This window comes from Sodalinema sp. (assembly GCF_046483825.1).
Lineage (GTDB): Bacteria > Cyanobacteriota > Cyanobacteriia > Cyanobacteriales > Geitlerinemataceae > Sodalinema.
Map to the genome: position 1 here is coordinate 1 of NZ_JAWOCL010000074.1, position 25,376 is coordinate 25,376.

Below are 25,376 nucleotides of genomic sequence, written 5' to 3' on the forward strand. Positions count from 1 at the left end.
CAGCAATCTCATCAATACCGGGAGTATCAATCAACTCCACCGGAATCAGGCCCGTCGGGGAAGGAACCTGCCACATCACCGATCGCGTCCATTGCGTCACCCCATTGAGCGGGCCAGTAGCAAACACCCGCCGTCCGAGTAGAGCATTCAACACCGCCGATTTGCCCCGACTCACCGCACCAAACACCGCCACCCGAACCAAGCCACTCTCTAGCTTCTGTAAACTCAGCTCCAACTGCTCCTGGGCTGACTGCACCGGGAGCGATCGCCCACCCCGTCGAGGCTGACGATAGCGAGCGAGCGATCGCGCCAAACTTTGACGAGCCCGAGCCAGCGAAAAACCTTGCCAATCCGTCACGGTTCCGACTCCCAATAATCTAACTCCGTTTCCTCAGGAAAAGGGTCCTCCGGCGCTTGACCATCATCCCCAAACATACTCTCATCCCATTCTTCCTCATTCCAGGGCGCTTCCGTCCATTGAGACGACGACCCCACCGGGGTTGACATGGACGTCGTTGTCGAGGTTGTCGTTGCTGGCTCCTGAGGCAGATCATTATCCCAATTCCACCAATGATCGGCCTCTTGATCCCCAAAGCCGTCGTCCAACTCCTCCAAGGTGGCCGACGATCGCTCCTCGTCCGTAAAATCCTCCAAACTCACATTCGAAAACTCCGGTAACCCCAATAACTCCGCCGTTTCCTCCAAGAGTGGCGTATCCTCCGGCTCGGAATCCTGAGCCGCCGATGGGCGAGGATGATGATTGATATTAACCGGTTTGCCCTCCTGAGCCGTCGTCAGAGAACCCGAAACCTGGCCCGCCGGCAAATCCACAATAAACGTCGAGCCAACCCCCGGTTCACTGTCCACCGTAATATCGCCCCCCATCATCTGACAAAAGCGACGACTAATGGCCAACCCCAATCCCGTTCCCCCATACTTTTTCGTCGTCGACTGATCCGCTTGCGTAAACGGCTGAAAGATCTGCTCAATCTGCTCACGAGTCATACCAATCCCCGTATCGCTGACCCGGAAGCAAATCCAGCCCGGTTCTGCCGCCGAGAGCGGGCGCTCAGGAGTTCCCTGAGCCACCTCAGCCGCCGTCGACTCAGCCTCAGCCGACATCGACATCACACTAAAAGGCGACTCCTGGCGATTCACCGTCAAGACAATCGTGCCTTGGTGAGTAAACTTAGCCGCATTACTGAGCAAATTCAGCAGCACTTGTCGAACCTTCGTCTGATCGGTTTCCATCGTGCCCACATTCAGACTCGAATCAACGCGAATGGTATTCGTATTTTTATCCACCAGCGGTTGCACCGTACTGGCCACCTCCTGCACCAACGTCGAGACATTAAACACCTGAGGATCGAGATCCATTTTCCCGGCTTCAATTTTCGAGAAGTCGAGAATATCCTGAATAATGGTCAACAAATGGCGGCCAGCGGTGGTGATACTCTTGAGGTCGGTCATAATTTCCTCGTCCTCAAGTTCCATATCCTCAATTTCTTCTTGGAGGATTTCGCTATAGCCGATGATGGCATTGAGGGGAGTGCGTAACTCGTGGCTCATGTTGGCCAAAAACGAGCTTTTCGCTTCGTTAGCGGCTTCAGCGGCCAGAGTGGCTTGATAGAGTTCCGCCTCAGCGTGTTTGCGCTCACTAATATCGCGAGCAAAGGTGCAGGTATATTCCTCATCGTTGTATACCAGGGAGTTGATGGTAATTTCGACAGGAAACACCTTGCCATCCTTGGTGCGATGGCGCGATTCTAGGGTAAAGGAGCCAAACTCACGAATTTGATCCCAATAATCCGGCCAAATTTCCGGGGGCAGATCGGGGTTAATATCGTGAATCGTCATAGTCAATAACTGTTCACGACCATAGCCGAGGGAGAGACAGGCCGCATCATTGATGTAAAAGATCTGGCCATCTCGGGTAATCCAAAAGACCGCATCTCCAGCTTGGTTAATGGAGATTTGACTCATGCTGCGGATATTGTCAATGCGATCGCGTTCCTGACGCGCTTTTTCCAACTCCCCTTGCACTTTGGTTAGATGCAGACTCAAGGCGGTCCGTTGTCGGCGCAGTTGTTGTAGAGCGCGTTTCGGTTTGCTGATATCATCACAGACGAGAATCAGACCGCCAATCTGACCTTGAGCATCTTTCCAGGGGCTGATGGTCCAGGTCATGGGGCAGGTGCTGCCATCGGCTTGGCGACAGCGTAGATCCTGCCAGCGACCGCTGCGATCGCCCTCTAAGCAGTAGCGATGAATGGCCTGCCAGCGTTGGGCATTGTAGGGATAGAGGTCATAATGCGATCGCCCAATTAACGAGTCCGCCTCCCCCCCGAGTCGCCGACACCAATGACGGCTAACACAGAGATATCGCATCTGCGAGTCCACCATTGCCATGGCAATGGGACTATCGGCCAAGAACGACTGAAATAGGTCTAAATTCGTAGGGACATACATGGCGGCTTGAATGTCGTTGGGCAGCCGAGGCGAACTGGGTTGATCCGAGGCGATCGAGGCTGAGACCCCCTGATAGACCGAAGGACCGAGGGGCAACAGCGGGGGAGTCAGAGAGGGCCAAGGGAAGGCTGAGACCGGGCTATTGTCCACAGTAAGCGAGTTCGGATTCCCCTGCCAAGCGTTTTCGAGCAGATCCAACAAAAAAGGGAGGCAGTTGAGTTCTGCCTCCCTCTATTGTAGGGGTGAATGTCGGCTTACAAGAGCGGCCCTCGGGGCCAGCCATGAGCAAACGGGCCAGGGATGGGGACTACATCATGCCGCCCATGCCCATGCCGCCCATGCCCATGCCGCCCATGCCCATGCCGCCCATGCCGCCCATGCCGCCCATGCCGCCCATGTCGGCTTCGGGGTTACCTTTTTCGGGTTTCTCAACCACGAGGGCTTCGGTGGTCAGGATCATGCCCGCGATGGAACCGGCATTTTGCAAGGCCGAGCGCACCACTTTGGCCGGGTCAATGATACCAGCGGCGATGAGGTCTTCATACTTGCCGCTGATGGCGTTGTAGCCAATGTTGAACTCGCTTTCGCGGACCTTCTCGACCACGACAGCGCCTTCACCACCGGCATTGTCCACGATTTGCGCCAGGGGAGCTTCGAGGGCTTTGAGGACGATTTCAGCCCCGAGTTGTTCTTCGTCGTGGAGGCTCGATTTGAACTCGCTGAGGAGTTTCGCCAGGTGAATGAGGGTGGTTCCGCCGCCGGGGACGATGCCTTCATCCACCGCCGCTTTGGTGGCGTTGAGGGCGTCTTCGATGCGGAGTTTGCGGCTGCGCAGTTCCGTTTCGGTCGCCGCGCCAACTTTGATGACCGCCACACCGCCGGCCAGTTTAGCGATGCGTTCTTGGAGTTTCTCGCGATCGTAGTCCGAGTCAGTTCTTTCGAGTTCTTTACGCAGTTGAGCAATGCGTTTTTGCACGTCAGACTTCTGGCGGGGGTCTTCGTCCGAGAGCAGCGTGGTGTTGTCTTTGCTGAGGCTGACCTTGCGGGCTTTGCCTAGCATATCAAGGGAGACCGCGTCAAGGCTTAAGCCCACATCTTCAGAAATGACTTGTCCGCCGGTGAGGGTGGCGATGTCTTGTAACATCTGCTTGCGGCGATCGCCAAATCCAGGGGCCTTAATGGCGGCCACATTCAGCACACCCCGGGCTTTGTTGACCACCAAGGTCGCCAAGGCTTCCCCTTCGACATCCTCAGCAATAATCAGCAACGAGGCCGACTGTTGAGAGACTTTTTCTAAGACACCGACAATCTCTTGAATCGAGCTAATTTTTTTATCGGTAATCAGCACATACGCGCCCTCATACTCCACCGTTTGCCGTTCAGCATCGGTGACAAAGTAGGGAGAGAGATACCCGCGATCGATTTGCATCCCTTCGACGACATCGAGTTCCGTCGCCAGAGATTTGGACTCCTCAACGGTGATCACGCCATCTTTGGTGACCTTATCCATCGCTTTGGCGATCATTTCGCCCACTTCCGTGTCATTGCCCGCAGAGACGGTGGCCACCTGTTCGATCGCCGGCCCTTCAACGGGTTTGGCGACGTTGGCAATTTCAGCAACGAGTTTGGCAATGGATTTCTCAATCCCGCGTCTGAGGGCCACAGGATTGGCACCAGCGGCGACATTTTTCAAGCCTTCGCGAATCATCGCTTGAGCCAGAACCGTTGCGGTGGTGGTTCCGTCTCCAGCCAGATCCTTGGTTTGTGAGGCGACTTCTCGGATTAACTTAGCGCCAGCGTTTTCGAGGGGATCTTCGAGTTCGACATCTTTGGCGATGGTGATCCCGTCATTGACGATATCGGGCGCACCGAATTTTTTTTCAAGAACCACGTTACGGCCTTTCGGGCCGAGGGTGATCCGCACGGCATCAGCGAGGGCGTTAACGCCCCGCTCCAGGGATCGCCGTGATTCTTCATCAAAAGAGATAATTTTGGCCATGAATGTTCTGAACGACTAGCAACTTCAACACCTAAACTTAGCACTCTGAAGGGGGGAGTGCTAATTCGTAGAAACCGTACTCCCGTCGTTGGAGGGGTTCGGTGCAGAAGATCCGAGAATTTCCCGGATGCGGTAGATGGGACGATGTTGGGACTCATGATAGGTCCGCATCAGCAATTCGCCCAACAAGCCAAAGCTAAACAATTGTATGCCCGCAAGGAGCAGCAAGATGGCCAGGGTGAGCAGGGGGCGATCGCCGATGTTGGCCCCCGTGAGCAGTTTCAGCCCCGTTAAATAGCCTCCCAAGACCACACCAGCAACAATCGAGAGAATCCCCAAACCGCCAAATACGTGCATAGGGCGGGTGAGAAATTTCTTGAGGAAAAACACCGTCAACAGATCCATCAACACCCGAAAGGTACGCCCTAAGCCATATTTACTCTGACCAAACTGGCGAGCATGATGACTGACGGGAACCTCGGCAATTCTGGCTCCTTCGATGAAGGCCAAGGCCGGCAAAAAACGGTGCAGTTCACCGTAGAGGTTCATATCAACGACGATTTCTCGCCGGTAGGCTTTCAGGGAACAGCCATAGTCATGGAGATCGACGCTGGTGACGCGGCCAATGAGCCAGTTGGCGATTTTCGAGGGGAGTAACCGGGTTAGGGCGGCATCTTGGCGGTTTTTTCGCCAACCACTGACGAGATCATAGCCTTCATCGAGGGTGGCGATGAGCTTGGGAATGTCTTTGGGGTCATTTTGTAGGTCCCCGTCAAGGGTGACGATAACCTGTCCCTCGGCTTCCTGGAATCCGGCGGCCATGGCGGCGGTTTGGCCATAGTTGCGCCGAAAGAAAATCACCTTGAGCTGGCTATAATCTTCAACCAGTTGTCGTAGGCGATCGCGGGTTCCGTCGCTAGAGCCATCGTCAACGAGGATGACGTTATAGGAGAAGTCAGTCTCGTCCATCACGCTCACAATGGACTCGATTAAACGGCCCACACTATCAACTTCGTTATAGATGGGGGCGACGACGGAGACATCGAGGCTAGGAAGACTGAGGCTCGGGGGGCTAGTTGGGCTAGAACGCATAGTGGTTGACCGAGGGGGTGGCAGGAGTCTCACGACTCGGAGGATATATCCTGGTTAGCACAGATTTCGGTAACTGGGTATGGCCGCGTTAGCCAGCGGAAATAGAGAGAAACGGTCAACTCTTTGAGGGGATGGAGAACCCAGGTAATGGGGTTGATGGTAACAATAATGTTACGGACATCCCGTTGAGCCAGTTTGACGATTTTGGCCGCCACGCGATCGCCGGACATCACACCCACAGGGTTGAGGTTACTCTTAAATGGTCCGAGGATCAGTTTGCGGATGATGCAGGGGGAGTCGAGACGACGCAGGGTGACTAAATCCCCTAGGGTGCGTTTGCTGAGTTCGTAGAGGGGGCTAAAGGCGGGGTTGACTTCGGCTTCGGAGGTGTTGACCCAGAGTTCTTTGCGGACGCGATCGCGATCGCCGTCCACGGTTTCGAGGAATGCTTCCATCAACCGCCAGGCGGAAAAGGCATTCACTTGATAAGACTGGTCAATGGCGTCGGGGGAGCGATCGCCGTGAACATTGATCCCGTGGTTAATCACGAGGATATCAACGTTAGCGAAGGTTTCGGCCAGGGCGGCTTCTTCCCCCACCTGCCAACGCTGGCTGGGAATTTCCTGTCCGTTGAGTTCGATAGGCTGATGGCCCGAGGTGAGGGCGATGACTTTGGCCCCGTTGGCCTGAAGCTGACCGAGTAGAGCCTGGCCTAAGGTTCCTGACGCGCCGGTGACGGCGATGGTTTTGCCCTTGAGAGAAAGTGCCGTACCCATAAGTTGATCCACGACGGTGAGTGTACTGCAAAAATAGGCGTTTTGGTTCTCAAAGTGATGTCGCCAATGGTAAGGGCGATTCACCCACCAACGGGAGGGCGGCGTTGGGAAGGGGCCGGGGAGGTGGGTAACATCGGTGAGATCGTGAGCCCAGGCCCAACCCATCCCCCGAGCCATCGCGGACAGGAGAAAGACGAGAGAATAGAGAACTCCGGCACTGCATCCCCAGGCCACTTCGGGGGTGACACTCCAGGCCAGCCCCCAAAGCGCCAGGCTAAAGGCAATCATGACGCAGGATTCAGGAACGTCGTTATACCATTGCGCCTGGCGGTAAATTAAGGCGCTGGTGGGGGTTAAATCGGGGCGAAAGACCCGGTGATGCCAGTTATGCAGCCGAGTTAGGGGGGGCCAAATATGGGCCAGGACATGGTAGAGATCGCGGATGACTTCTACCCAGATGATGGCGGCGATGGCCCAGGCGGCGATCGCACTCCAATGAAGGATCGTCATAGTCTTGTGGGTGACTCTCTAATCAATGATCTAATCAATGGTATTGAATCAAAATTTGGGGAACTCACCTATAGGGGGAGTTGATCGAGGTCTCGGTTGGAGCCAATCACCACCATAGCTAAGCCTTTTTTGAGTCGGGCTTGGGGACTGGGGTTGATTTCAAATCCCTCATTTTTGCCGACGGCTAAGACACTGATACCATAGGATTTACGTAAGTCTAGTTCTGCTAGAGTTTTACCCTCGAATTTATCGGGGACAACCATTTCTACAATACTGTGGTTGGGGTCAAGTTCAAACTGCTCTAAAATTCGGGGGCGAGTGAGGGCGCGGGCCAGGGCGCATCCCATTTCTCGTTCCGGGAAGACGACGCGATCGGCGCCGACTTTTTTGAGCAACTTGACATGAACCCCGGATGAGGCTTTGGTGACGACATGTTTCACGCCTCCTTCTTTGAGGTTCAAGGTTGTGATAATGCTCTCAGCCAGAAAGTTACCGATAGCCACAATGACAATATCAAACTCAAAGAGTCCCGCTTCTTTGAGGGCAGACGGTTCGGTGGTATCGAGACAGAGAACATGATCGGCGATGCGATCGTTTAGGGCTAAATTGACCAGTTTGTCATCGCGATCGACCGCTAACACTTCGTAGCGATTTTCATGCAGCGTGGCACAGACAGCACGCCCAAAACGCCCTAACCCAATGACAGCAAATTGCTTACTGTTTTCGGGCTGCCAACTTTTGAGGAAGTTAAAAGAGGATAAATTCACGTTTGCCATTCCTGGTAGTCTATCGAAAAAAAATAAAGTTGCAAATGGGGGATGTTTCTAGCCATTATCTAAGGGTTTTCTGTTCTAGGGTTGTTCTTGATCGATAACCCGAGTCTATCCCACGAGCAAGTCTTCGTCTGGGTAGTCGAGGACGCTCGGTTTGGGGTCTCCCAATAATGCCGCCATTAAAATCAAGATACCCACTCGACCAGCATACATCAAAAGTGTGATAATCAAAGCCCCAAAGGTCGAAAAATCAGCCGTAATTCCCGTTGACAAGCCCACCGTTGCAAAGGCGGAAATTGTCTCAAAAAACAGATTGATAAAGGGTAAACTGGGTTCAGAAATTGCCAAGATCATCGTCGAGAGTGCAACAATAGATATCGAACCAACGGTCACCGCAACGGCTTTCATAATCAGTTCCATGGCAACGCGGCGCTCGTAGAGAATCACGTTTTCACGTCCTTGCAATACAGATTTTGTGCAAGTCGTCAAGATCCGAAAGGTTGTCGTTTTAATTCCGCCGCCGGTACTGCCAGGACTCGCACCAATAAACATTAAAGCAATGGTTAAGAATAAACCCGCCGTTGTCATTTGACCAGTATCAATAGTATTAAATCCGGCGGTGCGTGTGGTGACAGATTGAAACCAGGCGGCAAGAATTTTATTGGACCAGGATAGGGGTTGCAACGTCTCGGCGTTGGAGAGTTCACTGGCAAAAAAGCCTAGGAAGCCAACCAGCAGCAAGGTGATTGTGGTACTGGTTGCAATTTTGACATGAAGTGAGAAGCGAAACCGCTTTTTGTCGGTTTGAAATTTGTTTTGTATCCAGAAAAAAGCTTCCATCATGACTTGATAGCCAATACCTCCCAAAATAATCAAAAAGGTAATAAAAACCGTCATCCTCGGAAGATCACTGTAGCCCATTAAGCTATCTTCAAATAAACTAAATCCAGCATTATTAAAGGCACTAATACTATGAAAAACTGATTGCCACATACCGTAAGTCCACCCAAATTCGGGAATAAAAATCGTCATGAGGACAAAGACACCCGTCAGTTCCAAGACAACCGTTAAACCGATAATGGATTTGAGAAGCTGAGAAACACTGGAGACACCGCCAGAATCGAGGGATTCTTGCAAGGCGATGCGATAGCGAACCCGAGAGCGACGGCCCAATAAAAGCAGTAAAAACGTGTTTGCCGTCATGTAGCCTAAGCCTCCCACTTGAATGAGGGCAACGATAATCAATTGCCCCCAAAAGGAGTAATAACTGCCAGTATCCACGACAATTAAGCCGGTGACACAGGTGGCCGAGGTGGCGGTAAACAGGGCGGTTACGAATGAGTTCCAACTGCCATCAGCCAAGGAAACCGGTAACATCAACAGCAGCGTTCCCACGCTGATCACCCCGAGAAAGCCTAAACAGATAGTTCGCGCAACAGTCATGGACGGGAGCGAATGAAAGTAAATTGCATTGTAGTATCTTACCGACCTTTGCCGATTCTGAAATGCTTAGCCAAATTTGGCGTCAATTTGCCGCACGACGGTATAGGCGGAGTAGCTAACGCCAGCGGTTCCTTCGCCGGGATGGGTGCAATCTCCCACCAGCCAGAGGTTAGAGATGGGGGTCCGATTGGCAAAGCCGAAGGGGCCAAAGGTGGAGAGACGCTGGCCCAGGCCGCCGACGACGCCGGCCTCGCGTGCGGTAAAGTGGGCGAAGCTGCGGGGGGTGGCGGCTTCGATGTGAATCAGATGCTGGGGGGAGAGGTCGAAGTAGCCGTTGAGACGGGCGATCGCCGCCTGGGTATAGTGGTCTTTAAGCTGGTCGTAATCGTCACAGGTCCACCATTGCCGGACATCGGTGAAGGAGGAGGCGATGAGGGTAGCTTGTCCCTCGGAGGCGCGGCCATCGCCGGGACGACTGACGGAGACGAACAGAGAGTTATTTTCGGCAATCTCTCCCTCGCCGTCGTAGAAGAATTGCAGATGGGGGGGACAGTCGGCGGGAATGGCCGCCGCATCGACGCCGAGATAGATGACGAAGGCCCCGGAGGCGGGGGGGAGTTTGTCAACGCGGCGGTGATAACCGGAGGGGGGATGGTCCAGGAGTTGGACGAGGTTTTGGACAGTGACGTTGGCGACGATGAGATCGGCGGAGTCGGTCCAGGTGGCCTCGGTTTTTAGGTTGCGGACTGTTACGCCGGTGACTGGGTGATTTGGGCTGTTGTTGGGGTTGTGGATGGCTTCGACGCGATGGCCCATCTGGAGCGTTCCGCCATCTCGCGCTAAGGACTGTTGTAGGCGATCGCTCAACACCTGCATACTACCCTCTAGGTGATAGAGTCCCTGGGGGTCCTGAGACACGCCTAGGGCCGTGGCGGCGTAGAGAAGGGCCGTGTCTTCAGCCTCGACTTGGGAGTACAGTTTCAGTTGCAGGTCGAGGAAGGTGCGGAGGCGGCGATCGCCGTCGAGGCCAAACCAGCGCAGAGCATCGCCCACGGTCCAAAAGGTAAAGGGAACCGTCACCAGAGTTCCTGGCCGTACCGCCCCCACCAGGCGGCTGAGATCCCACAAATTGCGGGGCGGTAGGACGGGATCTCGTCCCTGAAAGGCCCAACTCGCCCGAAATAGGGTTCGCATCAGTTGCCAGAAGGGGTCACTACCGGGAAACTGTCGCCGTTGTTCTTCGCGCCAACGGAGGGGATCTCGCCAAACGTTGATGGGTTCGGTTTCTCCGGGGAGATAGACGGCACAGGCGGGATCGCAGGGAGAGGCTGACGGTAAGGGAATCTCTAATTCCTCGAAGATGCGATGGTGAATGCCGCCCGGTTCGAGACCCGCCACTTGGGTCGCGCCAACGTCAAAGATGAAGCCGCGTCGTTTAAAGGTCGAGGCACAGCCCCCAGGGACAATCGCTTGGTCATAAACCTTGACAGAATAACCGCGATGTGCTAAGAGGGCGGCGGCAGTGAGTCCACCGATGCCCGCACCGATGACGATAATCTTTGGGGGTTTGGGCGAGTTGGTCATGGGATTGGGAGAGTTGAGGGAAATTCTTATTTAAGTTTACCTTTCTTAACACTTAAAATAACTTAAACTGGAGAGGAGGGTTTGTGATTTTGTGGTGCAGACTCTCGCTGTATCGACGTTTGGTCGATTGTTCACTTCAAGCGCCCATGACTTCTACTCTCCTCAATCGCTTTCCTCATGTTGCCCTCAACACACCAACGATTCGTAAGTTCGCCAACGGTTTAACGGTGATTGCCGAGCAGGTTCCGGTTGAGGCGGTGAATCTCAGTCTTTGGTTCAATGTCGGCTCAGCCATCGAAGCGGATGCCATGGTGGGTACGGCTCACTTTCTCGAACATATGATTTTCAAGGGCAGCGATCGCCTCAAATTAGGCGAGTTCGAGCGCCGCATCGAAGCCCGAGGCGCGGTGACCAACGCCGCCACCAGTCAGGATTATACTCAGTTTTATCTCACCTGTGCGCCCCAGGATTTCGCGGCGTTAACCCCCCTGCAACTCGATGTGGTGTTGAACCCGCAAATTGCGGAAGAGGCGTTTCAGCGAGAACGTCAGGTGGTGTTAGAAGAAATCCGCCGTTCTGATGACAATCCGCAGCGACGGAACTATCAACGGGCCATTGAGTTGGCCTTTGCTGAACTTCCCTATCGTCGCCCGGTGTTGGGATCGACGGAGATTGTCTCGGGGCTACAACCTCAGCAAATGCGCGACTTTCACCGCACCTGGTATCGCCCCGAATCCCTGACAGCGGTGGCGGTGGGAAATCTGCCGGTGGAGGAGTTGGTGGCGACGGTGGCGGACTCCTTCGCGCAGGTGTCTGATGATGATTTGGCGATCGCCTGTCCGTTACCGCCTCGGTCCTTCCCCGCGCCGGAGTTGGGGTTTGCGGAGGTGGTGCGCCGGGATTATCGCGATCGCAGCTTGCAGCAGGCCCGCTTGAGTGTCTTGTGGCGAGTTCCGGGATTGGCGCAGTTGCAAGAAACCTATGCGTTGGATGTGTTGGCCAGTATTTTAGGCCAGGGACGGACTGGGCGTTTGGTGCGCCAGTTGCGGGAGGAACAAGGGCTGGTGTCTCGGGTGGGGGCGGGAAACCTCAGTTATCGCCTACAAGGCCTGTTTCAGGTGGGGGCGCACTTACCTGAGGACCATTTAGAGACGGTGGAAACGGCAATTTTGCAGGAGGTACGCCGTTTACAGGATGAGTTGGTGTCTGAGTTGGAGATGGAACGGATTCGTAAGCAAGTGGCCAATCGCTTTGTGTTTGGGAGTGAACGGCCCAGCGATCGCGCCAATTTATATGGCTATTTTCAGGCGCTGGTGGGAGATGTGGACCCGGCGATCGCCTATCCCGAGGCGGTGCGATCGCTCAGCCGCGAGGATTTACGGGAGGCGGCCCAGAAATATCTCAATCCTGAAGCCTTTGGGGTGGTGGTTGTGCGCCCCGGTTAGGGGTTACTCGTTGAGATAACTGGATGCTTGTAGGTGAAACATTTTGGCGTAGAGGCCGCGTTTCTCTAACAGTTGCGCATGAGAGCCGATTTCAATAATACGATGGTTTTCTAGAACCACAATGCGATCGGCCATGCGAACCGTCGAAAAGCGGTGACTGACAAAAAACGTCATCCGTCCTTCTGTGAGGCGACGGAAGCGACTAAATAACTCCGACTCGGCGATCGCATCCAACGCCGCCGTCGGTTCATCCAAAATCAAGATCGGCGCCGAACTCATAAAGGCCCGGGCCATACCAATTTTCTGCCATTGTCCCCCCGATAAATCGGTTCCCCCGGCAAAGATTTTCCCCAAAATCGTCTCATAGCCTTGATCTAACCCCTCAATCACCTCCGTCGCCCCCCCAGCCGCCGCCGCCGCATCAATTTGGCCGAGATCATCCCGCCGCGACAAGTCCCCAAAGCCGATATTATCCTGGGCGGTGAGACTATAACGGGCGAAATCCTGGAAAATCACACCAATGTTCCGGCGTAACTCCTGCAAGGCGATTTCCGAGAGGGGAACGCCATCGACGGTAATTTCTCCCTCACTGGGATCATACAGTCGCGTCACCAGCTTCAATAAGGTGGTTTTTCCCGCCCCATTCACCCCCACCAGGGCGATACTTTCTCCGGGTTTGACGGTTAAATTGAGGTTTTCCAGGGTGGGTTCGCTGGCCCCCGGATAGGTAAAACTGACGTTGCGTAATTCTAATCCCTGACAAATGGGGTTAGGAAAGGGTTTCGGTTCGGGGGGTTCTACAACTTTCGGGGCTAAGTCTAAAAACTCAAAATATTGGGAGACATAAAGGTTATATTCATAGGTTTGGGCGATACTTTGTAAAATCTGTTGTAAGACACTTTGGGCTTGGGCAAACGCCCCAGAATACATGGTAAAATCTCCGATGCTAATGGTTCCCTGAACCGCCCGCACAATCGTCCAACCATAGGCGCTATAGTAGCCTAAGTTGGCAACGGTTCCCGCTAATCCCCGGACTGTAGCAAAGCGGCGGGCCAGGAAAGCCGATTCGTTGTTGAAGCGGCGACGAATGTCCATCCATTGTTGCAGGAGATAGTCTCCTAGGCGAAATAAACGGACTTCTTTGGCGAAGGCGTTTTGGGTTAAGACTCGTTGTAGGTAATCGGCGCGTCGGCCGGCTTGAGTTTGCGATCGCGACAGCCAAAATCGCCGCCCAGAATACTTAACACTGGCCCAAAGTGCAGGAACTGAGGTCGCCAATAATAACAGCATCACCCAGGGGCTAAATCGCAACAAGAGGGCAATAGAACTGAAGAAACTCACCAATTGCCCCAGTAACCCAGTTAAGGTTCCTAAAATGCGAACAGGATAGTCACTTCCGCTTTGTTGGGCGCGGCTGAGGGTATCATGAAATTCAGGTAATTCGTAATGGGATAAATCCAGACGAATGGCTTGCTGAATGAGAACCCCGTTGGCGTGAATTGAAAAGCGATCTTTAAGAACTTGTAGGCTATAACTATTGACTTGGTTGGCAACTTCTGATAGGAAACTAATGGCAAATCGTAGGGCGACTAATCCTAAAATGGTTAAGCCAGCGGCTTCGAGTTGCCCGATATTGGCGACAACTTCATCGACGACCAGTTTGGTGATATAGAGTTCGGTAACGGGAATTAAGCCGCGAATTAGGGTGATAACGACTGAAAGAAGCAGATAGCCGGGTTCAGCTTGCCAAACCAATTTGACCAGTTTGGGGGTATTGGCAAGAACATTAAAAAACCGCGTTTTTGGGGATTTTTGCGGCATTTTGAGGGGGGGCTGATCGAGTTGGCGGTTGCGGCGTTTAGACAAGGTTCATCCAGAATCGGGGTCTGTCGGGGCGAACCGCAAGTGTGCGTCCTTCCACTAGGACTAGCTTATCAAAATATGGCATCTATTTGCTGGGTTGGGGGGTCGAATACCAGAAACCGGGTTTATTGGAGAAACTTGGTTTCTTATTCTGGGTGAACTTGGGTCGAATACCAGAAACCGGGTTTCTTGGAGAAACTCGGTTTCTTATTCTGGGTGAACTGGGGTCGAATACCAGAAACCGGGTTTCTTGGAGAAACTCGGTTTCTTATAGGGTATGGGCTAGGAAACGTTCGGTGTAATAGAGGGCGATTTGATTGCTAATGCCAAAATGGACGGCATCAAAGGCGTGTTCTGCCCAGGGAATTTCTAGGAAGATTGAACGATTGTCAAAGGTTAATAATTTCTCTTGGAGTTTACGTCCGAATTTGGCTTGAACTAAATGATCTCGTTGACCATATATAAGGAGAGATGGCGGTAAATTGGGGGCGACGAGATGCCAGGGGGAGGCGCGATCGTACAAGTCTGGGAGTTCTTCGGGCGTACCACCGAGGAAGTCTCGTAAGATGTTTTGGATTCCCAAGGGATCGGGATTGGGTAAATCGTAATAACCGTTGGTTAAATTTACGGGGGCGTAGTAGTTAATTAGCCCGCGAATGGGAATTGAATCGGGGTCATAAGCGGCTAACATGGCTAAATGTCCGCCGGACGATCGCCCCATCAACGCGATGCGATCGCCATCCACCTCGAATTCTTGCGCGCGATCGCAGATAACGCCAATCGCCGTTTTAACATCCTCCAATTGGGCCGGAAATTGATACTCAGGTGCGTGGCGGTAATCAATGGCGACCACCGTATAGCCGCGACTGGCGAGATAGCGGCTAAACCATTCATCATTATTCGGGGTTCCCTGTCGCCAGGCCCCACCATAGATAATGATAACCGTGGGATATTGCCCCACCGCTTCCGGCCGATAGAGATTGAGTTTCAGAGGTACGTCATCGGGTTCGGCGAAGGGAATCCCTCGTTGAATGCGAACCGGTGGGAGAGGAATCCCGCGAAAGACATCCAGTAGCTGCAACGGTTGGCGACGCATGGCCTGGCGACTGGGTTCAGGGACGGTTTTGAGATACGCTGACCCTAATCCTCGTTCCATCTCGGCGTTGAACCGGGCCACGGTGGCGGGAACTTGCAGCAGGGGTAGCAGGCTGAGGCTTAAACCCAGTAGACTACAGACAAGGATGGCGATCGCAACGCCCCCCGTGAGAGACAAACGGGCCAACAGCAACAGGGCGATCGCGTGAACGCCTACCAGCCAGGGCGAAATCTCGGGGGTGACAACCGTAAACACCAAGATCAACATGGTGGGGGCCGGTAACACAATCGCCAGACTCAACAACAGTCCTAAACCGCTGAGAATCGCTAGAAGCCACGGTACAAGGGACATTAGAGTCATCGCAACTTTATCGCAAATTTAAGGAAATACGGGCATTATGGTGCAACATCTTCAGGGTAAAGTGGCTTTGGTCACTGGGGCAACACGGGGCTTAGGAAAAGGTATCGCTGTCGGCTTGGGGGAAGCGGGGGCGACGGTGTATATTACCGGCCGTAGTTACGATCGCTCAAATCTCGAAGATCGCGAGATTGGCGGAACCTTACTCGACACTCAAGCGGCGGTGGAAGAAGCTGGCGGTGTCTGCGTTCCGGTTCAAGTGGATCACAGTGATGATGAACAGGTGCGATCGCTGTTCGATCGCATTGACAGCGAACAAGAAGGCCAACTGGATCTCTTGGTTAACAACGTGTTCGCGGGGGTACAAGCCATCGCCGATGCTTACGGCGATCCCTTCTGGAAACAGGGGCCGCAACTCTGGGATGCGGTGAACCAAGTGGGGTTACGCAGTCACTACGTCAGCAGCATTTTTGCGGCCCGTCTGATGAACCGCCGCCAGCGAGGGCTGATTTGTACCATTTCCTCCTGGGGGGGACTATCCTATCTTTTCGGGGCCGCCTATGGGGCCGGGAAGTCCGCCTGCGATCGCCTAGCCGCCGACATGGCTGTGGAGTTAAAGCCGGATAATATCGCCTCGATTGCGATTTGGCCGGGAATTGTGGGAACGGAACAAATCGCCCGTTTTGCGGATAATACCTCGGCTGAGGGAGAATTGGACCCGCAACGGACGCTGATGCGCGATCGCTACAATTGGGAAACCCCCTTACTCACTGGCCGGGCGATCGCCGCCCTAGCCGCCGATGCCAAGGTTCTCCGCTACAGTGGTAAAGTGCAGATTGTCGCCGAACTGGCCCGACGCTATAAACTGGTAGACCAAGCTGGCAATCGTCCCGCCTCCTTGCGATCGCTGCGCTTTCTCCTCGGCGCTCAGTTCCCCGCCCTGAGAGACCGTGATACACTCATTCCAGACTTAATTATCCCCTGGCCGCTGTTACTGTGGGGAGCGTTACAAGCCCCGAAAACCTAACGCTTGATAGTGCCAAATTTGGCTGTGTTGCTAATCTAATGTTGTTGCAAGATGACTCAATTTAAAGACGCTGCGATCGTTCTAACCGGGGCGGCGGGTGGATTTGGTCAACAGTTTACCCGCAAATTATTAAAGGCTGGGGGACAGTTAATTCTGGCTGACTTGGACGAAGCCAGGTTACGCCAACAAGCGGAGGCGATTCAACAAGAGGTTAAAACGGGCAAGGTTTTAGCCTGTTTGGGGGTCGATTTATCTGAACCCGCTGGATCGCAATCCCTCTACGATGCGGTTAACGCCTTGGGCGTTCCTGTTGATATTTTAATTAACAATGCCGGGATTGGCTTATACGGACGCATGGATGAAGTTCCCACGGATAAATGGGAACGGTTAATGCAAGTCAATTTGTTAGCCCCCATGCGCTTAAGTACCCTGTTTGTGGCTGATATGATTCAGCGTCGTCAAGGCCATATCGTTAATATCTCCTCCTTAGCCGGTTGGATTGCTGTGGCGGGGATGGCCCATTATGCCAGTAGTAAATTCGGCTTGCGCGGCTTTAGTGAAGGGCTATTTAACGAGGTTAAACCCTACAATGTTAAAGTAACAGCCGTCTATCCCTATTTTAGTCGTACCCCCCTGTTACAAGCTGAAAAATATGGGAGTTTAGCGCAAGAGACCACAGGAATTTCTGATAAAGATGCCACCGATCCTGAGCGAGTCATTGAGGCGGTGATTCGGGCGATCGCCCAAGACAAACTCCACGTCTTCCCCGATAGAAAAGCCCAAGTTTTCCACCAAATAAAACGCTATTTCCCACCCATTATAACCTGGGGCGTGGACTACTTCAAACCCAAACAAAACGCAAAACCCTAACCCCTTTATCTCTTGCCTCTTGCCATCCCCTCCTGGGAGGGGTTAGGGGTGGGTTATCCCTGTTCCCTGTTCCCTGTTCCCTGTTCCCTGTTCCCTCCAATCTATGCTTCACACCGCAACTCAACCCAAAACCTCCACTCCCACCGACACTCGCCACAAACAACTAATTATCGGGGCGGGATTTGTTGGATTAGGAATTGCCCAAGCCTTAAAAGATGCTAAAATCCCCTATGATCAAGTGGATGCCAGCGACGATATTGGCGGGAATTGGTATCACGGCGTTTATGAAAGCGCCCATATTATCTCATCAAAGAAAGTGACGCAATTCACTCACTTTCCCATGCCCTCAGATTACCCCGATTTCCCCAGCGCCCAACAACTCTTAGCCTATTTAAACAGCTTTGCCGATCACTTTCAACTGCGCCCCCAGATTGAACTCGAACGCCGAGTTAATCTAGTTCGCCCCATTGCAGATAACCTTTGGGAAATTACCTTTGCCAACGGCGAACAACGCATTTATAAAGGAGTTATCCTCTGTAACGGACATCACTGGTGTAAACGGTTTCCAGACTTTAAGGGAACCTTTGCCGGGGACATTATCCATTCCAAAGACTACAAAACACCCGATATTTTACGAGGAAAACGAGTCTTAGTCATTGGCGGTGGCAACTCTGGTTGTGACATCGCCGCCGAAGCCGCCCGAGTTGCCGAAAAAAGCGTCTTGAGTTTGCGCGAATCCGTCTGGTTTATCCCTAAAAGCTTCGCCGGATTTCCCATTGTGGACTTAATTCGCGGTTGGATGCCGCAATGGTTTCAGCGGGGGTTAGCCTATACCATTATTCGCCTAACCTTTGGCAAACATGAGCGATATGGCTTACCCAAACCGAATCATCGTATTTTTGACAAACACCCAACTCTAAATAACGAAGTTCCTTATTATATCAAACATGGTCGCATCTTGCCTAAGCCAGAGGTTAGCAAACTTGACGGTCAATTTGTCGAGTTTGTTGATGGCAGCCGGGAGGAGTTTGACTTAATTGTTTGTGCGACGGGCTATCATGTTGCCTATCCCTTTTTACCCGAAGAATTGCAACGAGTGCGCGGGGCGACGGTTCAATGTTATGGCGGTTCGTTTCTTGCTGATTATAAGGGATTAGCCTATCTAGGTTGGGGACAGGCCCGAGGCGGGGTGGGGTCTCTGATTGCGGCATTTGGACCTCGATTTGCCCGCTGTCTTCAGCTTCAGGATGAGATTGATGTTCCCCTGGGACTGGTGTTTAAAGCGATGGGACAGCAGTTACCAGAAACTCATTTGTCGGACCCTCATCGGGTGTTTCGTCAGCTTAAACTCCTCGATTTCGCCTGGGGGGTGTTGAGGTGGAAAGCCCGTCAATTGGACAAGGAAGATCCAAATTTCCAGAATCAGCCGTTGTGAGTTGCATTGGATACCAAATTGGAGGGGAACCCACCCCTAGCCCCTCCCAGGAGGGGATGACCCGCCCCTACTAGCGTTTGTTGTTTTAATCTATTATGATGTCTCAAAATCCCAATCCCCAAGATATCGAAAGTTGGAAAGCCAAAATCGAGAGGGCTAACCGTAACAATCTGTTCCATCATTGCCAAGATTGCGGTTATGAATGGGTGGCTTCGGAACCCCAACCCTGTCGCTGTGGAAGTTCTCGGATTGAACGCATCGCCTGTTGGCAATTTCCCGATGGTTAGGGACTTTACCATCCTAACCGATCGCAAACCCCGTATAAGGTCGAAGATCAGGGTGGTGGAACCCTAAAACAATCTTCTCTTGCGGGATACCCGCGTTCAGTAACTCATCGGCGATTCCATCTTCTAAGCCATCTTGGTGAATCCACACCTTATCGCCGATAATTTCTAAATGAAGAACACAGCCATGAACTTGTTTATTATTGAGTTGTCCAACGGTAAACAAGGCATAACTTTTATGATCTTCGCCAATAATCAGCCTTCGCTCTAGGCTACGATGAGCATAGGGGATTTTGGCGTACTCCTGCAAGATTTCAGTGATAATCCGGTGATATTCTAGGCTATCCATTGACGAATCTCTCCTGTTCGTCGGTCAACGACAATCAAATTTAGACGTTTATTTTCTAGTAAAACCTCGCCAATTGGTTCTTTAAAAACATCATCAAACGCATCGTCTGTAATCGCTAAATACAACTGACGTTCTGGCTCAGTCCTTTTTAGGATATCATAATACAATGTATATTGACCTAGGGCATTTTCTAAGTCATTGATTTTCGATTTTCCGATAAAACTTTTGACTTCTACGGCAATCTTCTGATTTCCTTTTTCGGCAGAGACTAATTTAGAAGCCCCTAAATCAACAAATAGGTTGCTACGTCCAAAACTTAATACATAGGGGTCATCGGTAATTGTCCAACCCTCCCGAATCAATGCAGTTTTGACCTGTTCATGATAGATATCTCTGGCTGGCATGATGGATGATTCAAGTATAAACTTTGAATTTTGCCAAAGGAACCCATCCGGGGGATGATTTTCCGATCGCTAGGGGTGCAGGATGCAGTTAAGAAACCGAGTTTCTCCAAGAAACCCGGTTTCTGGTACTCAGGTCGTTTGCAGTTTGCTTAACTCAAAAGATGTTGACGAACCGCTAACACCAGATTATCAGTCCAATGATGGACTAACTCAGACGTGGCGGCTTCCACCATCACGCGAATCACGGGTTCCGTTCCCGAGGCCCGAACCAAGACACGGCCTTGATCTCCCATGGCGGTTTCAGCGGTGGCGATCGCCTGCTGAAGCGGATCACACTGTTGCCAGTTTAACCGCAACTCCCGATCCTCGACGCGCACATTCTGCAACACCTGGGGATAGGTTTGGAAACTCTCGTTGACTAATTCCGATAAACCGCTTCCACTGCGTTTGACTAACGCCGCCAAATGCAACGCTGTCAACAAGCCATCACCGCTAACACCGTAATGACTACAAATGACATGGCCCGACTGTTCGCCGCCGAGAGTCGATCCCGTTCGTTGCATCTCCGCGTGAACATATTGATCGCCAACGGAGGTTCGCAGTAGTTGGCCTCCTTGGGCTTCCCAGGCCCGTTCAAAGCCTAAATTAGCCATCACCGTCGAGACAATCAGATTATCGGGGAGTTGTCCCGTTTGCCGCAAGGCCTGACCCCAGAGATAGAGGATATAATCGCCGTCAATGGCCCGTCCTTGGCCGTCAACCGCTAAGACGCGATCGGCATCGCCATCAAAGGCAAATCCTAAACAGGCATTATGGCTTAATACCGCCGCCCGTAGGGGATCGAGATGGGTTGAACCACAGTTGACGTTGATACGATCGCCGTCGGGGCGATCATGTAAACAAATCACCTCAGCCCCCAAGGCGGCGAAAGCTTGCGGGGCGACGTGACTGGCGGCCCCCCAGGCTAAGTCTAAGACGACTTTCATTCCCTGTAAATCCAGTCCCAGGGGAGTTTGAACGGCGTTGAGATAGTCTCTAACTAACTCGGGGCGATGGTAATGACGACCCCAACTGGCGTTACTCTCGCTGAGGGTGAGTTGGCCGCGAATCCCGGCTTCGATGCGTTGTTGAATGTCTGAGGGAAGTTTGGCCCCGGTTGGCCCGAAGAATTTAATCCCATTATCAGCCGGGGGGTTATGGCTAGCCGAAATCATCACCCCACCAATGGCCTCGGAAGTGGCGGCCAGATAGGCGACGCAGGGGGTGGGACATAATCCCAGGTCCCAAACCTCTAACCCGGCGGCGGTGAGTCCCGCTGACAGGGCCATGGCTAACATACTACTGGAGTTGCGGGAATCTTGCCCCAGGGCGATCGCACCCCCTCCCTGACAGTCTTTGAACACCTGGCCAGCCCAGAAGCCCACTTGCAAGGCCAGGGGGGCGTTGAGAAGGTCTCCCACATGACCGCGAATCCCATCGGTTCCAAATAGCTTCGAGGGGGGTAGGTTCAGGGGAGACGTTGCAAAGGGGGATATCTCCGCCAAGGAGGTTGAGGGTTGGCGAACTAAAGGCGACATAACCATATTTCCGAATCACTCCACACAAATCACACTCACAGGTTGATGCGTCCCCAAGTTTGCGGGTAAGGTTCAACCGCCCAAAGACCCGAGATACGCTCGACCTGACATACACCTGGAGGATACCATGTCCGGCCGTGAACAATTGTGTCTTAGGGGTTGCCAGAACAAGACAGTTGATGCAAGATGCCGCAACTGAGTTGTCCTGTTTTTTCCCAGCTAAAGTGGTGAACGCGATCGCGGCCCCGTTGTTGAAGATGCGATCGCACATCATCTTGTTTCGCTAGGATGGCCATCCCATCGGTTAATTGTTGTAAATCGTAAGGATCGACGAGTAGGGCCGCGTCTGCGGTGACTTCGGGAATGGAGGCGACGTTTGAGGCCAGGACGGGACAACCGCAGGCCATGGCTTCTAGAATGGGTAAGCCGAAACCTTCCCAGAGGGAGGGAAAGACGAGGGCTAAGGCTTGGTTGAGGAGGATGGGTAAGTCGTTGGCGTTGATGTAATCGAGGAATTTGACGCGATCGCCTAACTGCAACTCTTGCACCTGTTGCTGTAGGTTGGGGGTGTAACGGCGGTCAAAGGACCCGCCAATCCAAAATTCACAGTCGAGGGAGGGGGGAAGTTGGGCGAAGGCGGCGATGGCCCGTTGCAGGTTTTTGTAGGGATCATGTCGGCCCAAATAGAGGAAGTAATTGCGACGGGGAAGGTTGAGATGGCGATAGCGATGGCGATCGTAAGCCAGGGGGGTGACGGTGATTTTGGCGGCGGGAACGCCGTAAAAGGCCATCGCATCGTCGGCGGTGGATTGGGAGATACAGAGGAGATGTTGGGCCTGGTGTAAGACTTGGGGAACGTAGAGGCGATGATAGAGGGTCATGGGGGAGGCCGGTTTGGGAAAACGCAGGGGAATGGCATCATAGACGGTGACCACATAGCGGCCAGTCCAGCCGAGGGGGGCTTCGGGAAGGGGTGAGAAGAGAAGATCGCCGTCGAAGTCTCGATAGAGTCGCGGTAGGGCGAATTGGGTCCAGAGGAGACGTTTGAGATGCCCGATTAAGCCTTGTTCTGGGGTGAGTCCTCTGGGGATGGGATGATGGCGAAATCCCAGTTTGGGTTGAGGGGTGAGGAGGATGGGATCGAGCGATCGCAACTGAGGAATCAGATTCAGGGCGTAGGTACTGATTCCGGTGGGCTTCTCCATTAAAAAGGCGAGGTTAATCAGTACCATTGGCTCGATTTGGGGGTAGGTAATGGTCGAGGATTTTGAGGATGCGATCGCCCATTGGGTGAGCGCGAAATGATTTTACCTGGTGTTGTCCTCGTTGTCGTAATTGTTGTCGCAATTGAGGATTATTCACCAGTTGCACAATTCCCTGGGCGATGTCGTCGATGTCATAGGGATTCACATAGAACGCCGCCTCGCCGCAGACTTCGGGAATGGCGGTTTGATTGCTGGCTAATACGGGACAACCACAGGCCATGGCTTCGAGGGGCGGAATCCCGAATCCCTCGTAGAGAGAGGGAAAGGCGAAGGCGATCGCCCGGCGATATAAGTCGGCTAAGGCGTCATCGGGGACAAATCCAAGAAACTTGACTCGTTCGTGACAGCCGAGTTGTTTGGGGTAGTCTAAGAGGGGGCGATCGCATTTATTGAGGTTTCCCACAATCCGCAATTCTAGGTTAGGACAATTGGCTCGGCTAAAGGCTTCAATGAGGCGACGTAGGTTTTTATAGGGTCGCGTTTCTCCGACACATAAAATAAAGGGAGTTTTAGGAGAGGAAATGGAATCTTTTAGGTCATCAGAATTGAGGTTAAAAATATCCTCTCGATAGCCTTGATAGACGACATGAATTGGGGTATTGTGGCAATCATAATGGTCTAAAATCTCTTGTTTGGTGTAGTTTGACGTGGTAATAATGGCATCAGAAGCGCGAATGAGTTGCGGCAAAATAAATTGAAAATAGTATTTAATGCGAGGATATACATCAGGAAAGCGAATCGGCAAAATATCATGAATAGTGATAATTTGTGGGCAAATAGGAACTAACATTCCTTCAAATACAGGAGAATAAAATAATCGGTGTTTTCGCTTTAAAATTGATAAAGGCAAACCAATTTGATGCCAAAGTAAGCGCCTTAGATTATTTTTGAAATCATTACGATAGAGGGTTGGAGGACGGAGAACTTGAAACTGAGAAGCATTCGTCCCGACTCGGGTTGAATCGGTGGTATAAAAACAGAAGCGATCGCCGTCGCGGTAGTCGTCTAACAACTCTCCGATATAGCGATTTAAGCCATCGGAACGACTCCAGTGAAAACTACTAGCATCAAACGCAATCTCTCCCATTTCATCAATCCTCCGTCTAGGAACGCCCAAACTTACAAGAAACGTTCACATAACTCTCGAAATACCTGACCGCGAACCTCAAAATTAGGAAACTGGTCAAAACTGGCACAAGCCGGAGATAACAAGACCGTTTTCGCCTGATATTTCTGGGCCAACTCTCGCGAAACGTCCACCGCTGCCTCTAAAGTTTCGACAATTTTATAGTCAGAATAGCCGACTTCATCTAGCATCTGGGCGAAGGATTCCGCTGCATCGCCAATCAGCAAAACAAAGGCCGCTTGGCGTTGAATCGCCTCTAGCCAGGTGGTTGCATCGCCGTCTTTGGGATCGCCTCCTGCAATGAGAATGACGGGATTACGAACGGAGGTTAACCCCACGAGGGCGGCATCATAGTTGGTGGCTTTACTATCATTGATAAAGCGAATATCTTGCCAAGTGCCGATGACTTCTAGGCGGTGGGGAACGCCGCGAAATTGGGAAATGGCTTGGGCGATCGCCTCGGGTTCAATTCCCGCCAATCGGGCCGCCGCTACAGCCAGCAAGAGATTTTGTTGGTTATGACGGCCGGGCATTTGTAAAGCTTTGATGGAGACGATTTTTGCCCCATCGACCACGACCCAATCTCCATCAATGGCGGCGAAGGGGCTTAAACTGGGGTCATTCTCGATGCTGGTCCAATGGGCGTTAGGCCAGTGATCTCGATGGTTTCGTAAATAGGGGTCATCGCCGTTAAAAATTTGCAAGTCTGAGGATTGCAGGAGTTTGGCTTTGATGTGGTAGTAATTGTCCAGGGTTTTGTGGCGGTTGAGATGGTCTGGGGTGAAGGTGGTCCAAATCCCAATTCGAGGGGTGAGGGTACTGGATGACTCGATTTGATAGCTACTGATTTCGGCGACCACCCAATCTAAAGGGGTGTCTTGCTGGGTGGCGGTTAGGGCCAGTTCACAGGCGGCATTGCCGATGTTGCCACAGGCGGGGGCCTTGAGTCCAGCCCCACCGAAGATGGCGGCGGCTAGGGCGGTGGTGGTGGTTTTACCGTTGGTTCCGGTGATTCCTAACCAGGGACAGGTTTGCAGATGTCGCCAGGCGAGTTCCATTTCGCCAATGGTTTCGATTCCTAGGCTTCGGGCCTGTTGGAGGTTGGGCAAATCCCAGGGAACGCCGGGGCTGATGACTAATAGGTCCAGATGTTGGGCGGTTTCGGGGTCGAAGACATGGCCTAGGGAGACGGGGATGTTATCTTGGGCGAGAAGTTGTTGTTGGTGGTGGAGGGAGTCGCTGCTGCCGCGATCGCTGACGGTAACTTGCCAACCGTTGTGCTTCAGCAACCGGGCCGCCGCCAGTCCCGATTTTCCTAATCCGATAATGTGAGCGGTTGACATACAGGTTCCCTCCCTGACGGAAATTCATCTAATCTTGCCATATTTCCGAGGATGGGGAACAAGGAATCGTTAGACTGGGGGGGGCTGAGTGATGGTCGGCCTATCTATATATATATGGATGGGGTTAGGGGTCTGAATCTGTTAAGGAATGTTGCAATTTGCGCGAGAGGGTAGTTGTATGAGTGAGGGAGTGGTGAAAATGGGCGGTATGGCTGATGGGGGCTGGGGTTCGGGGATTTTGCGGTTTGGGGGGTCTCGCGCAAATTCTGTAATGCTGATGGGTTGGGCG

The 25,376-nt window shown here is 52.7% G+C and carries 21 protein-coding genes; 5 read left to right on the forward strand and 16 right to left on the reverse strand.

What is annotated here, in order from left to right:
- The 8 genes from R6U67_RS04935 to crtD form a co-directional block, all read right to left on the reverse strand.
- Window positions 1-373, reverse strand: a 373-nt coding sequence (locus R6U67_RS04935; protein WP_410251520.1) for a dynamin family protein, incomplete at its 3' end; no start/stop codon positions are given.
- A complete protein-coding gene (locus tag R6U67_RS04940; protein ID WP_410251521.1) occupies window positions 355-2,619 on the reverse strand; it encodes a PAS domain-containing sensor histidine kinase in 2,265 nt (754 codons plus the stop codon). The genes R6U67_RS04935 and R6U67_RS04940, both read right to left, overlap by 19 nt.
- 157 nt (window positions 2,620-2,776) lie before the next feature.
- Window positions 2,777-4,468 carry a chaperonin GroEL gene (gene groL, locus R6U67_RS04945; protein ID WP_410251522.1) on the reverse strand — a complete coding sequence of 564 codons (1,692 nt, stop codon included), beginning with the start codon at window positions 4,466-4,468 and terminating at the stop codon, window positions 2,777-2,779.
- A 60-nt stretch (window positions 4,469-4,528) separates the two neighbouring features.
- Window positions 4,529-5,560, reverse strand: a complete 1,032-nt coding sequence (locus tag R6U67_RS04950) for a glycosyltransferase family 2 protein (protein ID WP_410251523.1) — start codon at window positions 5,558-5,560, stop codon at window positions 4,529-4,531.
- A gap of 29 nt (window positions 5,561-5,589) precedes the next feature.
- Window positions 5,590-6,846 carry a bifunctional sterol desaturase/short chain dehydrogenase gene (locus R6U67_RS04955; RefSeq protein WP_410251524.1) on the reverse strand — a complete coding sequence of 419 codons (1,257 nt, stop codon included), beginning with the start codon at window positions 6,844-6,846 and terminating at the stop codon, window positions 5,590-5,592.
- Between the two features lie 68 nt (window positions 6,847-6,914).
- Complete coding sequence (locus R6U67_RS04960) at window positions 6,915-7,613, reverse strand: potassium channel family protein (protein WP_410251525.1); 699 nt, start codon at window positions 7,611-7,613, stop codon at window positions 6,915-6,917.
- 114 nt (window positions 7,614-7,727) lie between these two features.
- Entirely contained in the window at window positions 7,728-9,062 is a 1,335-nt protein-coding gene (locus tag R6U67_RS04965; RefSeq protein ID WP_410251526.1) for a TrkH family potassium uptake protein, read from the reverse strand.
- A 66-nt stretch (window positions 9,063-9,128) separates the two neighbouring features.
- Complete coding sequence (gene crtD, locus R6U67_RS04970; RefSeq protein ID WP_410251527.1) at window positions 9,129-10,646, reverse strand: C-3',4' desaturase CrtD; 1,518 nt, start codon at window positions 10,644-10,646, stop codon at window positions 9,129-9,131.
- Window positions 10,647-10,792: 146 nt separating this feature from the next.
- Between crtD and R6U67_RS04975 the strand changes: the two genes are divergently transcribed.
- Window positions 10,793-12,091 carry a M16 family metallopeptidase gene (locus R6U67_RS04975; RefSeq protein WP_410251528.1) on the forward strand — a complete coding sequence of 433 codons (1,299 nt, stop codon included), beginning with the start codon at window positions 10,793-10,795 and terminating at the stop codon, window positions 12,089-12,091.
- Window positions 12,092-12,094: 3 nt separating this feature from the next.
- Here the strand turns inward: R6U67_RS04975 and R6U67_RS04980 are convergent, their stop codons facing one another.
- Window positions 12,095-13,957, reverse strand: coding sequence for an ABC transporter ATP-binding protein (locus R6U67_RS04980; RefSeq protein WP_410251529.1), 1,863 nt, complete (start codon window positions 13,955-13,957; stop codon window positions 12,095-12,097).
- 265 nt (window positions 13,958-14,222) lie between these two features.
- Window positions 14,223-15,401 (reverse strand): alpha/beta hydrolase, encoded by a 1,179-nt coding sequence (locus tag R6U67_RS04985; protein WP_410251530.1) that lies wholly within the window; start codon window positions 15,399-15,401, stop codon window positions 14,223-14,225.
- A gap of 46 nt (window positions 15,402-15,447) precedes the next feature.
- Between R6U67_RS04985 and R6U67_RS04990 the strand changes: the two genes are divergently transcribed.
- From R6U67_RS04990 to R6U67_RS05005, 4 genes are all read left to right on the forward strand, one after another.
- A complete protein-coding gene (locus R6U67_RS04990) occupies window positions 15,448-16,434 on the forward strand; it encodes an SDR family NAD(P)-dependent oxidoreductase (RefSeq protein WP_410251531.1) in 987 nt (328 codons plus the stop codon).
- A gap of 51 nt (window positions 16,435-16,485) precedes the next feature.
- The gene (locus R6U67_RS04995) at window positions 16,486-17,304 is read left to right on the forward strand and encodes an SDR family NAD(P)-dependent oxidoreductase (protein WP_410251532.1); all 819 of its coding nucleotides are present in this window, start codon (window positions 16,486-16,488) and stop codon (window positions 17,302-17,304) included.
- Between the two features lie 103 nt (window positions 17,305-17,407).
- Window positions 17,408-18,739 (forward strand): flavin-containing monooxygenase, encoded by a 1,332-nt coding sequence (locus R6U67_RS05000; RefSeq protein ID WP_410251533.1) that lies wholly within the window; start codon window positions 17,408-17,410, stop codon window positions 18,737-18,739.
- Window positions 18,740-18,834: 95 nt separating this feature from the next.
- Window positions 18,835-19,026, forward strand: coding sequence for a hypothetical protein (locus tag R6U67_RS05005; protein WP_309494332.1), 192 nt, complete (start codon window positions 18,835-18,837; stop codon window positions 19,024-19,026).
- A 13-nt stretch (window positions 19,027-19,039) separates the two neighbouring features.
- Here the strand turns inward: R6U67_RS05005 and R6U67_RS05010 are convergent, their stop codons facing one another.
- From R6U67_RS05010 to murD, 6 genes are all read right to left on the reverse strand, one after another.
- A complete protein-coding gene (locus R6U67_RS05010; RefSeq protein WP_159790825.1) occupies window positions 19,040-19,372 on the reverse strand; it encodes a XisI protein in 333 nt (110 codons plus the stop codon).
- Entirely contained in the window at window positions 19,360-19,776 is a 417-nt protein-coding gene (locus tag R6U67_RS05015; protein ID WP_159790826.1) for a XisH family protein, read from the reverse strand. Before R6U67_RS05015 ends, R6U67_RS05010 begins: the two co-directional genes overlap by 13 nt.
- 149 nt (window positions 19,777-19,925) lie before the next feature.
- Window positions 19,926-21,359: a phosphoglucosamine mutase gene (gene glmM / locus R6U67_RS05020; RefSeq protein WP_410251534.1), complete on the reverse strand. Its 1,434-nt coding sequence runs from the start codon at window positions 21,357-21,359 to the stop codon at window positions 19,926-19,928.
- Between the two features lie 146 nt (window positions 21,360-21,505).
- A complete protein-coding gene (locus tag R6U67_RS05025; protein WP_410251535.1) occupies window positions 21,506-22,585 on the reverse strand; it encodes a glycosyltransferase family 4 protein in 1,080 nt (359 codons plus the stop codon).
- A complete protein-coding gene (locus R6U67_RS05030) occupies window positions 22,572-23,705 on the reverse strand; it encodes a glycosyltransferase family 4 protein (protein ID WP_410251536.1) in 1,134 nt (377 codons plus the stop codon). The genes R6U67_RS05025 and R6U67_RS05030 overlap by 14 nt, the downstream gene beginning before the upstream one ends.
- Window positions 23,706-23,737: 32 nt before the next feature.
- Window positions 23,738-25,087: a UDP-N-acetylmuramoyl-L-alanine--D-glutamate ligase gene (gene murD / locus R6U67_RS05035; protein ID WP_410251537.1), complete on the reverse strand. Its 1,350-nt coding sequence runs from the start codon at window positions 25,085-25,087 to the stop codon at window positions 23,738-23,740.
- Window positions 25,088-25,376 lie beyond the last annotated feature (289 nt).